6 protein-coding genes are annotated in these 13,201 nt (G+C 54.9%); 2 read left to right on the top strand and 4 right to left on the bottom strand.

Going from position 1 to position 13,201, the window contains the following annotated elements:
- Positions 1 to 58 precede the first annotated feature (58 nt).
- A complete protein-coding gene (locus Q0903_RS09265; RefSeq protein WP_299414788.1) occupies positions 59 to 1,126 on the top strand; it encodes a YeeE/YedE family protein in 1,068 nt (355 codons plus the stop codon).
- Positions 1,127 to 1,130: 4 nt separating this feature from the next.
- On the opposite strand, the gene Q0903_RS09260 is transcribed toward Q0903_RS09265, so the two are convergent.
- From Q0903_RS09260 to Q0903_RS09245, 4 genes are all read right to left on the bottom strand, one after another.
- Positions 1,131 to 2,075, bottom strand: coding sequence for an MBL fold metallo-hydrolase (locus tag Q0903_RS09260; protein ID WP_299414787.1), 945 nt, complete (start codon positions 2,073 to 2,075; stop codon positions 1,131 to 1,133).
- A gap of 2 nt (positions 2,076 to 2,077) precedes the next feature.
- Positions 2,078 to 2,995: an MBL fold metallo-hydrolase gene (locus Q0903_RS09255; RefSeq protein ID WP_299414785.1), complete on the bottom strand. Its 918-nt coding sequence runs from the start codon at positions 2,993 to 2,995 to the stop codon at positions 2,078 to 2,080.
- A 217-nt stretch (positions 2,996 to 3,212) separates the two neighbouring features.
- Entirely contained in the window at positions 3,213 to 4,265 is a 1,053-nt protein-coding gene (locus tag Q0903_RS09250) for a proline racemase family protein (protein ID WP_299414783.1), read from the bottom strand.
- Positions 4,266 to 4,575: 310 nt separating this feature from the next.
- Positions 4,576 to 4,737, bottom strand: a complete 162-nt coding sequence (locus Q0903_RS09245) for a hypothetical protein (protein ID WP_299414782.1) — start codon at positions 4,735 to 4,737, stop codon at positions 4,576 to 4,578.
- Between the two features lie 658 nt (positions 4,738 to 5,395).
- Between Q0903_RS09245 and Q0903_RS09240 the strand changes: the two genes are divergently transcribed.
- The gene (locus tag Q0903_RS09240) at positions 5,396 to 12,688 is read left to right on the top strand and encodes a DUF4214 domain-containing protein (protein WP_299414780.1); all 7,293 of its coding nucleotides are present in this window, start codon (positions 5,396 to 5,398) and stop codon (positions 12,686 to 12,688) included.
- Positions 12,689 to 13,201 lie beyond the last annotated feature (513 nt).

Here is a 13,201-nt window from a genome sequence, read left to right as displayed (position 1 = left end):
TCCAGACAGCAACAAGGCGGTCGCACCGCAGTAACTGATCTGACGGGGGGGCGCTGCTATGATTGAAGGACTTCTCGACCAGTTTGGCGAGGGTCTTGTCCTTGCAACAGCAGGTGCAGTGACGGGTGTGTTGTTTGGAGCGATGGCCCAGCATTCGCGTTTTTGTCTGCGTGCGGCAACGGTAGAGGTGTCCGAGGCGGTTTTCGGTCCACGTCTGGCGATTTGGCTGATTGCATTCTGTGCGGCCGTTCTGGCCGTTCAGGGCGCGATAGCGGCAGGACTGCTTGATGTCTCGGGCAGCAGACCGCTTGCTGCAACTGGCAGCATGTCTGGTGCGATTATCGGTGGTTTGATGTTTGGTGCGGGGATGATCCTTGCGCGGGGCTGTTCCAGCCGCCTGCTGGTATTGTCCGCGACAGGCAATCTACGCGCTTTGATCACGGGGCTTGTCCTTACGCTGGTGGCTCAGGCCTCTTTGCGCGGTGTCCTGTCTCCGCTACGCGAAAACCTTGCCGCGCTTTGGCTGATCGAGGGTGGGCAGGGGCGCAATATCATGAGCTATCTGGGCCTCACCTCAGTTCTTGTCGCTGTTTTGGCTGCAGTTGGCTTATGTGCGGCGATGGCGCTTGCCGTCACGCGTGAGGTCAAACTGACCCGTGCTTTTGCCGCAGCGGGGGTCGGGGTGGCTGTAGGGCTTGGCTGGTTGCTTACCTACGCTGTGTCCCAAGTCTCTTTCGAAGTGGTGCCTGTCGCATCCGTCACTTTCACAGGGCCTTCGGCAGATACGCTGATGGGGTTGGTCAATACATCCGATTTGCCATTGGGATTTGGCGTGGGGCTGGTGCCGGGTGTGTTTATCGGGGCAGGGGGCATGGCCCTGTTGACTGGCGAGGCGAAGATAGCACGTTTTGGCACGGATACCCCGATGGAGCGTTATCTGATCGGTGCCGTGCTGATGGGCTTCGGCAGTATGCTGGCGGGCGGGTGTGCTGTGGGCGCTGGTATGTCAGGCGGCTCGATCTTTGCGCTGACGGCATGGGTGGCGCTGTTTTGCATGTGGCTGGGCGCGATGGCTGTGCATATCGCACTCTTGCGCTTTTCCGATCGCGCTTCGGCTGTTGCCTGAACGGCTATTCAAACTCCATCTGCTCATACACACGTCCGGCGTTCTTGGTTGCCAGTTCTTCAAACGTATCGAGATTGGCATAGGGGGACTGATCCACATAATAGGCTTCCGCCAACCCGCCCCCGTCATCCAGCAAGGTGCCGACCTGTTTGCGCAGATAGACCAGATAGTCGCGTGTATAGCGGCGGACCTGCGCCATGTTTGTCGGGTGTCCATGGCCCGGAATAACATAGGTGGCGCCCAGTGGTTCAAACGCGGTTTCCCATGTCTCAATCCAGTCAGCAGTCATTGTATCCTCGAATATGGGCAACATACGTTCATGAAATGCCATATCACCCGAGATGACCATGCTTTGCTCTGGTAGCCAGACAACGATGTCACCAGGGCTGTGGGCTGGCCCGAGATAACGTGCTTCAATCCTCATGTCGCCCATCTCGACGATATAGCTATTCTCAAAAGTGATGGTCGGGGGGGCAAGGCGGGTCTTGTCGGCCCGTTCCTTTACCCGCGCAATCGCGGCGCGCAAAGAGCCGGGGCCAGAGTCTTCGAACGCGGCGGCAGCATCCACATGCGCGACTATATCAACGCCAAGGTCGGCCCAGTATGAATTTCCCAGCATCGCATGGCCCTGACCGTTTTCGTTCAAAACCAGTTTTACGGGCTGGTCCGTCACGGCCTTGATTTCGGCATGCAGGGCTTCGGCCAGCTGGTAGGACGCACCACCGTTCACGACCACAACACCGTCACCCGTGATGATGAAGCTGAGGTTATTGTTATGCCCTGCGTTCTCATAGGTCGGGGGGGCGGTGGCGCCGATGGCCGAGAAGACATCGGGGATAACTTCAACAGGTTTGGAATACAGCACAGAGGTGGGATATTGATCGGCAATATCTTCGCTGGCAAATGCGGGTGCTGCGATCAGGGCGAATATGAGGGATGCATGTTTCATTCTTACACCTCTTGCACAAACGTGTAACCGTCCGTGCCTTTTTCTATATATCCCAGCCCGTTGCCCGTTAGATGAAACCCTACAACACGCATTTTTTCCGCGGCAAGCTGGTCAAGCAAAGAGACCCGCGTCGCTGCTGCTGTTTCAGGATCCTGATCCGAGCCCGAATTCCAATCGGGCCGCGCAAATGCGATATGATCATTGCCGATACAATCGCCAAGGATCATCACCGCGTCATTGCCCTGCCGCACCTCGAATGCCATGTGGCCGGGGGTATGCCCGAAGGTTGCTCTGGCCGCGACACCGCTGATGATCTCGTCGCCATCTTTGAAGAAAGTGATCTGATCCTCGATCAGTTCCAGACGACGCTTGGCACCCACAGCAAAAGAGGCGCGGGCCTCTCCGATCTCGTTCACTGTGTTGGGGTTCATCCAATAGTCCCATTCTTGCTTGCCGATCATGTATTGTGCATTGGCAAACAGCGGATCGTCAAAATCATCCAGCAGTCCCCAGAGGTGGTCTGGATGGGCATGGGTGAAAACAACATCGGTGACATCTTCCGGCGCGACACCCAGAGCTTCGAGAGAGGCCTGTATAATGCCGGAGTTGGGCGAGAAGTCAGGACCTGCGCCTACATCAAACAGGACTGTCCGTGCGCCTTGCCGCATCAATGTGACGTTGCAGGGCGGGGTCAGGGTCTCGGCAGATTGCCCGTATTTCTCCAGTATCGGTAGAAGCTCGTCCTGTGGCATAGACCCGAAGATGAAACTGCCAGGAAGGATAAGAGAGCCGTCGCTAACCACATCGATGCGCGTATCGCCAAGCATCACCTGTGCATTTGAGGGCAAAGCGTGGAGGCCAAGCATTGCACCAGCAGTCATCGCACCGCTTGTTTTCAAGAAATCCCGTCTGCGCAACATTGAGGCACCTCCAATTAATTCTATTATTTGAATGTGATTGATTGTGACGCCTGACGCAAGTGCCTGCGGGCGATTTATGGCCGCTTCCTTGCCGACATATTTGGCGAAGGGGGCTGCTTACTTTCGCGGCTATCTTGTGCGTTGTTAGTGGAGACGCAGCCAAGTGCTGCGATATTATGCGCGCCTCACGCGCTTCATCTGCTTGCCTGCTATCGCCTTACCCCGTACCCGAGGACGCCGATCGGAAAGACGGCCACGTATCTGTAAGCCGGTATCCTTCAGGCCAAGGATCATCGGGATCAAGCATGTGTTGATGCGTGCCTGTTATCCACGCGCGTCCCGTTATTTCCGGAACGATTGCAGGCACATCGCCAATGGATGTCGTGCCAGATATCTTGCCGTGAAACACAGAGCCGATGATGGACTGCGCGGTAATTGTGTCGCCCACATTCATCTGACCTGATCTGTGCAACAACGCCATGCGCGCCGAAAGGGCAGTTCCCGTCGGTGAGCGGTCTATTTTCCCTGGTTGAATTGCGACAGCGGCTTTGGTGGTCAGATGTGTGCCCTGACGTGCAAGCGGTCCGGCAAAAAGGCAAAACGAAAAATGATCCCATTCCGAATTCTCCGGATGGTGAAAACGCAATTGCTCATTCGCAGCGTCGGTAATGCGAACGCCAAGTTCCGCCAACCTACCTGCCTCGGATGCATCTAGTTCGAACCCCAGCGCCTGCGCGTCCACAACAACAAAACTATCGCCGCCATAGGCTGTATCCACAGTGAGCGCCCCGATACCCGCAACAGTGAGCGTGACACCAATGTCACCCGCGAAAGAGGGAAGGTTTCTGACGGTTATACTCTGAGCTTTTCCATCGCTACACTCGGCGCGCACGTGAACCAGACCTCCAGGTGCTTCCAGAACCATATCCGTTACGGGTTCGATCATCGGGATGATGCCACTGTCCAATAGCACTGTGGCGACACAAATCGCATTCGAGCCTGACATCGGCGGCGTGTCTTCCGGCTCCATAATGATCCAACCCATCTGCGCATCAGGATGTTTGGGTGGCACCAGAAGGTTTACATGGCGAAATACACCTCCCCTTGGCTCGTTCAGGACGAAATTGCGTAGGGTTTGATCCTTCGCAATCCAGTTGCGCTGTTCCCAAAGTGTTTTTCCGGGGGGTGGTGCGACACCTCCAACAATAACGTCGCCAACCTCACCTTCTGCGTGGCAGGACACAACATGGATTGTTTTTGTGCTTCGCATTATTGCACCTTTCGCGGGATAAACTGTTGTGTGAACCATGACCCGATCAAAGGCTGCGAACAATGCGGTTTGTCTGTGGCGATTAACGATCTGCCCACGCCCTCCAACGCCAGTCAGTCTGCAAGAAGAGAGCAAGCCACTTGGAGTGCATGATTTTGACAAACCTCCCGAACACTCAGGCGATCAAGCGAAGCGGTTTTACTGTGCATGCTATATCGGTGGAAAAGAGCATGGGCTTACAGGCTTGTCGGGCTGCTGATACCAAAGGTTGCTGTTTTAACAATGGACTATCTCTCCTTGTCAGCAGGTCTTAGCAGCAGTGCCACCCTAGGCCGATACCCTGCGCGATCTGGCGCAATAGGCGCGCCGCTTCCGCGCGCATCACGCCTGCGCCAAGAGCCAGTTTGCGGGACACGATGGTTTGCAAGGCCAGTACGATCTCGGCGCCGATGGTAATCGCATCACGTCCCATCGGGAGTATGGATGAATGGCCACCTTTCTCTTAGCTCAAGTAGGCAAACAGGCTTTCGCTAGAGGAAATCTGCGCCTGTCGGGTGGATAAACTCCCGACAGGCCCATTCGGGAGCTTGTGGATGTGTAGATTGCTTCAACGGGGAACCGCTTAAACCCTTTTCGGCAATAATTGCCTGCGCCCCTGGGTCATGCTGTTTAGTCGACCTAAAGACGAAAACGACGGGTCCAAAGTCACCCGCAGCAGCCAGCCATTCTACTACCTCTGGCAACAATGTCATACATCCGGGACGAGGTTTGAGATACGGAATGGTGGCAGCTTGTCTCTGGGATTGGCAGAGTATCCATTTAAGCGTGCAAGGCGATATATGTCTGCAATCGCACTATTTCGAATTCGTAGGCTGTCAGCTATTCGATTTGAATTGCAGTCTGAACGAACAGGCTGAATAGCGCGCCGTTTTATGCAATGGCGCTTGTCCCCCATATTTGGACTGTAAAGAATTTGATGTGATCAGAACTGCAGTTAACGGGCCGAGGTCAGGCACCCAGAGTGCCCACAACTGTTGATTGTAGTTCCGTGTGAATAGCCCAAAATTCATTGCATCTTTTGTACACTTCGATAGGCAAGTTATGAAAGTTTTGAATTATCTGGGGCCGACATGATTGAACGTAGTATTGAACTTGACGGCGTCATTTACGAAACATCTTTCGGAGGAAGTGCCGATACTTTCGGCGCCCGCTTCCAAGATGCGGTTGATACCCCGATTTCGATAGACGTAGCGGCACAGCTTTACGCGATTAATCGACTATACGACCTCATCAACGATGTTGATCCATCAGCCCAAGTTGATGCTGCGCAGGATCTCTTGGATAACGCAGGCACAGTTGCATTGCGGCTTGCCCAGCAAGAGGCGCTTTCTGAAGGAACTGCTGCGGCATTCACGGCGCTGACTGGTGGTTGGGTGAACACCATAAAGGGAGAGCCGAAAGGCAGTTATTTTGGTGCTGTGATCAATCTGGCAACCGGACTGACGCGGGTTGCAGTAGAAAACAGCAACTCAAAAGCCCAACTTGCTTTGGTGGGGTCCACCATAACGGCGGCGGCGTATCGGGCGCAGACTTTTGAAACCCTGCGCGATAGCGCCGAAACCGACGCGGTGATTGATGCTGCGACAGTTTTGCAAGCGTATAGTGTTTTGTCGTTTGTAACAGGCACGGTCATTCGATCCAGCCAGCTCATTCCGACAATACCCTTAGGCGGTGATCCTGATTGGCTCAGCAGTACCCGTTACGAGCGGTTTTTGAATGCTGTCAGCTCACTGGTCGAAAATGTCGGAATTGATCTGAGCGGTGCTGGAGAGGCTCAGGAAACTGCCCTCTGGGCTGCCGGATCGCAATTTGTTGCTCCTATTGATAAGGCGCTGGGGCTGCTCAATGTGGCAGTGACTGCGGCAAGAGATTTGTCTGATGCGCTCGACAGTCAGTCGGCATTGTTTGCCTTTGAGGCCGCAATCGGCGACTTGATGGTCCCCGCGTTTCCGGAATTTGACACTGCACGCTTTGTTTCAACCCTGCGCAATCTCGGGGATAGTGTGTCAATCGCGGGATATCAAACCGGATTTGACCCCGCAGGGGCAACGCCTGAAACGGCTCAGGACCTTGGCGTTTTGAACGCCGGAGCGATAAAGGGCACGCTTTCTGCGTCTGACCAAACCGATGTCATGGCTTTTGAAACCCGTGGCGACACATCGTTTGTGTTTGCCGGCACTCCTGACCTCAGGTTGGTGCTGACAGATGTTGATGGTGCGGCTGTTGCAATGGGTTATTCGGGAGATCGTTGGACGACGCCCGTGCTTGCTGAGGGAACCTACTACTTGCAGGCAACAAGGTTTCAGGCAGGCGATTTGACATATTCCATAGATGTCACAGAACGCGCAGGCAGCAGTTGGATTTCAGCCGATGATAACGCGGCGGGTGCGCGGGATCTGGGTACGCTGGCAAGCGCGCCAATTACTGTAGCCGATGATCTGGGTGGCAGCGACGGGTTTGATACGCTTGATTATTACCGCATAACACTCGACGATCCGACCCATGTGTCTGTCAGTGTTTCGGGTCAGTCAGGTCAGCCCTTTGTCTGGATTCATCCTACTGATGTGGCTTTGACGCGCTTCCCTGGCTATAATCTGGCCGACGGTGATCTTTCTGCAGGGCGCGTTACGGGAGATGCGCTGCTGGCGGCGGATGAGTATTTCGTAATTGTCGGCGCTTCCGGTGATCCGTTTGACTACCAACTTGCTGTGACGGGTTTGGGGGCAGCACAGACGCCGTTCCGCGCAGTTGGATCAGGCGAGCACCAGACCGGCAATTTGAATGACCATATTTCGATCAGTGGCAGCAACCTTGTCCAGACCCAGGCAGGCGATGACTTTGTTGAAATTCGCGGGAATTTCAACAGGCTGGAGACTGGTGCCGATGACGATACGATCCGCTTTATCAGTCAGGTAAGCTCTGCGGACGTTGACGGAGGGGGCGGTACGGACACGGTTGTGATAGACGGGGGCGCTATCCGTTTGGCTGGAATAGACGAAGACGGAGAACAGATTTACGCGTCATCGACGTTGCAAGACGTTCAGACCACAGCACTGGCTGCCCAAGCGGGGCTGACACTGCAATACACCGGCGTGCGGTACAGCACGCCCGTTGCCCTGAACAGCATAGAGCATATCGACGTTCTGGGCGCGATTTCAGGTGGGACGATCGTATATACAGATGCGCTTCGCTTTTTATCATCACCAAGCACGAACTTGTCCTTTATCGCGGACTGGTCTGATCGTGTCGACGCAGTTTCTTTTGTTACGCCAAACACTGGCGAGCAGCACGAGGTTTTCGACGGGTTCACCTTGGGCGGCGGAGTGCGAAGCATCGCAATCGCAGGTGGCGCAGGTGATGATACGATCAGCGGAAACGGCTCGGTGTGGTCGGGGGGTGGTGACGATCTTTTGTCCGTAACAGGTACGGTTGTAGCGGGTGCAGGGAACGACACTGTAACAGGCTCTGGTAGTGTCGACCTGGGAAGCGGAAATGACAGGTTCGTCGCAACGGGTGGCGGCGCGATCAAGGGTGGCGCAGGTTTTGACACGGCCATTTTAGATTATCAGGGGGCTGGAGGTAGTTATTTCAGAAGTGCTGGCTTCTATCAGGAGATACAGGACGAAACGGGTGACTGGATCCGAATTTCGGGAACAGTTGACGAACAATTGGACCTTTTGGTGAGCGGAACAGTTTGGCGTACGGCAGGTCGTGATGGTAGTTACAGGCTGACTTTTGACAGTGTCGAGGATATCCGGATTGGTGGTTACAGCCGAGGAACTGTACTCTCTACCAGCTCCTCGGGTAACGATGTTTTTCATGCCTTTGAAGGTGTTACGATGGCCGTCGGCTATGGTGGAACAGACACGCTTGTTGCTGACTGGTCGGCTGAAACTCTTGACCTGATTTTGGATACCTCAGCTGCTGGTGCACAGCTCATGGCCAACGGTTTTGTCGTTGACAGCATCGAGACACTCAACGCGCGCACAGGGTCGGGCGATGATTACATCATTGCAAACGGCGCAATCGATACGGGGCTTGGAGATGACACGGTCGAAATGGGTGAAGGCACACTAAACCTTGGTGGCGGCGACGACGTATTTACGCAAAACGGGTCGGGCAATTTCTACCGTGGCATCGACGTTGATATGGGCGCGGGCAACGATATGGCCAGCGTGTCGGTCGGCAAGACAGTAAAGATTGACGGTGGCGCGGGCATTGACGGGATCCGCTTCAACACATCGAACTCGCTCAGATACGAGAGTGATGACGATACGTTTGTGGCAATCAATTCGTTTGAGGCCTTGGAAACAGCGCTTTCCTCATTTGAAGCGGGGAGCGCGCTACAAATCTATTACAGCCGTAACGGCGGTGCAGGCGTAACGACACGTACTGTCAGCTTTACCGATTTTGAGCGTGCCGATATTACCGGTAGTAACAATGACGAGTGGTTGTTCGATCTGGGCAACGGCTCCCGCATTGACGGAGGGGCTGGTACGGATGCCATTTTGGCTGACTGGTCGGGTACCTCCGATGGAATCTTCTTGGATACAACCGACAAATCCGCCTATATCCTGACCCCTTCTGGCGGGTGGGTCACAGGTGTCGAAAACTGGTCGTTGAAGACAGGCAGTGGCGCGGACAAGATGTGGTTCACCTCGGGCAAACACCGCGTCGACACCGGTGATGGTGCTGATCTTGTCACTCTGATCTCCACCACCGATACGACAGTGGATCTGGGCGCTGGCGATGACTATCTGTATGTCACAAGCGGCAGCACGACTGTCACGGGCGGAGAGGGTCATGACACCTTGGTTCTCTCTCAAACAATCAGCGGATTTAGCAGCGGAAACGCGCAAGACGGGTTCACTCAGCTTGATTGGACAGACGTCGCGGCAGCCTTGCGCGAAGGTGTGACAGTGACAGGTTCCATGGGGGGCGGAAACAGGATCGCGTTCTCTGGCTTTGAAACGATCAACGTTCACATTCCGGCAGATGGCAGCAGAGATGTGCGGGTGTACGACCTCATTGGCGATGCTGTGCTTTCGAATGCTGCGGATGCGGGCGGCGCGCGCTTTTACATTGGCGATGGCAATGACACCATTCAGGGCTCCGATAGCGGGCGCGATACCTATTTCTTCACCAATGATTTCGGTCAGGACGTGATTGAGGACATTACATCGTATCAAAGCGTCTATTTCCAAGAGGCCACTCTGGCTGATCTGGTCTTTTTGCGGGATGGAAAAGATCTGACAATTGACCATTCAGACGGGTCCAAATTGCGGATTGCAGATTATTTCTTGAATGATCTCGCAGGAAGGAACTGGGCATTTTATGCGGGAGACGACTTTTTCGAGATCGATCTAGAGACAATTGGCGGACGCCGTGTGGAAGCAGACCCAGCGGCGGTATCGCAGCGCAGTGCGCTGACGCCTACACAGACGGCTTTGGATCTGACCGGCACGCCAGAACCTGACCTTCTGGAAGGGGGGATCGGCAATGACCGTATCACCGGACTCGCAGGCAACGACTTGCTGGATGGTGGCGCAGGCCATGATACGCTGGACGGAGGCGCTGGCGCAGATTATCTGGTCGGGCAGGCAGGCAATGACCATATTCTGGGACGTGCGGGCAATGACACTTTGGAAGGTGGCACCGGTACAAACGTGCTGGACGGCGGTCTGGGCGACGACCTGATCCTCTACAGCCGCGGTAACTATAACAGGATTGATGGTGGTGACGGTCGCGACCATGTGCGCTGGATAGACACGGTTTCGTTTAGAATCGATCTGGAGGAAGGCGTCGCTGGATCGACCTCTTCGGTTGAACGCATCGAAGATTTGACCGGCGGCGTGGCTGGCGACAGTCTGGCGGGCGATTTTGCATGGAACCGTCTTGTTGGCGCACAAGGGAATGACAGCCTGATGGGGCGTGCTGGCCAGGACACGCTCGAGGGCGGTGAAGGCGACGATTCTCTGGAGGGTGGTGACGACAACGACACGCTGTCAGGCAATGCGGGGAATGACACGCTTTTGGGTGATGGTGGGCACGACCTGTTGGAAGGCGGGGATGGCAACGACAACCTTGATGGTGGCGAAGGCAACGACACGCTTTCAGGCGGTATCGGCCAAGACAGCCTCTTTGGTTCGGGCGGTGATGACACGCTTGTCGGAGCTGAAGAGGGTGGCCTTCTCAACGGAGGTGATGGTCGCGATCTGGCTGATTTCAGTGGCTACACCACAGCAATTGATATCAACCTGAATACAGGCATAACGACCTTAAACACCCAGCTGGTAGCGATTGAAGATCTACAGGGTGGATCGGGTGGGGACACTCTGGTCGGAGACGGCGCGGCCAACGCATTGAACGGTGGCAGCGGGGATGACATGCTCACAGGGGGGCTGGGCGACGATACCCTAATCGGAGGCGTGGGTGATGACATTGCAAGTATTGCCACTGCTCTTGCCGATGCGGACGTGTTTTCCGATCCCTTGGGTTTCTTCATCCGCTCTGCCGACGGGCGCGATGTAATTGGTGCAGATGTCGAACAGATACGTTTCTCGGACCAGACCCTGAGTGCGGCAGAACTCAGCGAATGGATGTCTGAAAATTCAGCCGACCCTGACCCTGTGTTCTTACTCCCGCCCTCTTTGACAACGCCGCGGGGCATTCAACAGTTTGATCTTGGGGGATTGGCCTCTGACCCGGAAGGGCAAAGCCTTAATTTCGAAGCCAGCAATCTCCCCAGAGGGTTGGTGCTGGATGGTGAAACCGGTTTGATAACAGGCACATCGCGTGGGGCTACTGAGCCGACTGATCTTGTTGTGATGGTGACGGATGAAGGCGGCAACACTGTCACGCGCACGATGTCGTGGACCATCGACCCGACGAACCGTCCGGTTGAAGGGGAGTTGATTGCGAAAGGTGTCGCTAAACAAGGCGTGCCTTTGACCATCTCGACAGATGACCTGATTGATCTGGATGGTATTCGCCCGACCTCCTTTAGATGGGAATGGACACGTGATGGCAGAGCTGTCTCGTATGGCACTGGTCAACAGGGCGGAACATATACACCGACCCTGAACGATGTTGGCGGCACTTTGTCTGTCCAACTGCAATTTTATGACGAGTTTGCAACGCCAGAACTGGTGTCATTAGATCTTGATACGCCTGTCCAGATGCCTGCCGAATTACTGACTGGAACAGTTGATGCCGACAGGCTGAGCGGTGAGGCCGGCAGTTATCAGCTGCGTGGTTCCAGCGGTGACGATCATATCTATGGCGACGGTTTCCAGATGCGCTACGCATTGCAAGAGGCAAATCAGGTCTTCCGACTGTATCAGGCGACGTTCAACCGCACCCCTGACCAGGGGGGCCATAAGGCTTGGACCCTCAAGCTGTTCACAGGGGAATTCTTATTGGAAGATGTGCGCGAAGGTTTCGTAGGCTCTGCAGAGTTCCGCAACAAATACGCCAGCGTGGATGACGCGACTTTTGTAAAACAGATGTACATCAATGTTCTGGATCGTGATTTTGATCAAGGCCAAGTCACGCAGACGGAGATCGACAGCTGGACCAACCGCATCAGCGATACTTTCACCCGTGCCGATGTGGTTAACGGATTTGCTGAAAGCCAGCAGCTGATTAATAAGACTACTCAGGCGGCAAATAAGCTGGCTGTCGACAGTAATCCTGCGATTTGGCTGGACGATGTCTTCCGCCTCTATCAGGCAACGCTTGATCGAGCGCCAGACGCGGCTGGTTTTGCGGGTTGGGCTGAAAACCTTGCAGGGGGCCAAGCATTGACCGATGTGATAGCTGGTTTCACGAACTCGCGTGAATTTAGTAATGTCTATGGGACGATTACCGACGAGGGTGAGTTTGTGAAGCTGCTGTACGAAAACGTTCTGGGGCGCCAGTTCTCTCTGGGTGAGGTGACACAAGGCGAAATTGACGGTTGGACAACCCAGCTGTCGGAAGACTTCACACGGGCCAACATCGTACAGGGGTTCTCGCAAAGTCGTGAATTCATCCAAAATACGTCCGCCGACGTAAAGGCCTATATCCGCAGCTTGGGTACAGACGATATAATCGAGGGTGGCGCTGGTACAAACACATTGGCAGGTGGCAGTTTGGCCGACCGATTTATATTCCGCCGGTACGACGAAAGCACGGATACGGTGCTGGATCTCGAAGCTTGGGATTTTGTGTCGTTTGAGGGGTTCGGTTATGAATCAGTTGCAGAAGTGCGCAGCCACATGACCCAAGGCATCACGGGCGTGGTATTCGCGGATGAGAGTACGAGCGTTACTTTTGAGGGGGTGCAGCTGGCCGCCATTACTGATGATATGGTGCTCTTCTGAACGCAGCGGGGACGCAGGTTGTCGACTGTCCAGATCGAACAGAAAACCGCCAGCCGCTCGCTCCCTTTCCAGCATCCACTGCATCGACCTAGGATGTGTACCTTGTGACCGGCTGCGCGTGTTACCAAGCGCCAGTGCTGCATAGAGGTGCGTACAGAACGGATCACTTGCCCCGTTCAAAAAAACATTGCGCAAATGAAGGTAGGGGGATCGAGGGTTTCCCAGCGAGATTTTTGACAGGAAAAATTGCGCCTGTTTTGGTGTCACTACAGTGTGACGCTAAAAGGGGGCGGGGCAGGGTAGGCTGGCCCCCAAGAGGCACCAGAGAGTTAAAGCGATACAGACTGCCAGCTCGCCTGCATCCGCGCTGGGGTTATGACCCAAAGTCCGAAAGCTCCGAGCATCTGTCCAATCCGGTAAGGAATACAGACACATCGCCCGTACAAATGATCAGCAGCCCGCCATTGCGGATTTCGGTTTGAAGCGATTTGGAAACCCCCGATGGTAGGTCGC

This window comes from uncultured Sulfitobacter sp. (assembly GCF_947502895.1).
Classification (GTDB): Bacteria; Pseudomonadota; Alphaproteobacteria; order Rhodobacterales; family Rhodobacteraceae; genus Sulfitobacter.
Note: the sequence above shows the minus strand (reverse complement) of the source record. Positions and strands in the feature narration are given on the sequence as shown.

Bases quoted from the DNA above. Each gene is read 5' to 3' on its own strand.
- Q0903_RS09265 (WP_299414788.1), top strand. From the start codon at position 59: ATGATTGAAGGACTTCTCGACCAGTTTGGCGAGGGTCTTGTCCTTGCA.
- Q0903_RS09260 (WP_299414787.1), bottom strand. From the start codon at position 2,075: ATGAAACATGCATCCCTCATATTCGCCCTGATCGCAGCACCCGCATTT.
- Q0903_RS09255 (WP_299414785.1), bottom strand. From the start codon at position 2,995: ATGTTGCGCAGACGGGATTTCTTGAAAACAAGCGGTGCGATGACTGCT.
- Q0903_RS09250 (WP_299414783.1), bottom strand. From the start codon at position 4,265: ATGCGAAGCACAAAAACAATCCATGTTGTGTCCTGCCACGCAGAAGGT.
- Q0903_RS09245 (WP_299414782.1), bottom strand. From the start codon at position 4,737: ATGGGACGTGATGCGATTACCATCGGCGCCGAGATCGTACTGGCCTTG.
- Q0903_RS09240 (WP_299414780.1), top strand. From the start codon at position 5,396: ATGATTGAACGTAGTATTGAACTTGACGGCGTCATTTACGAAACATCT.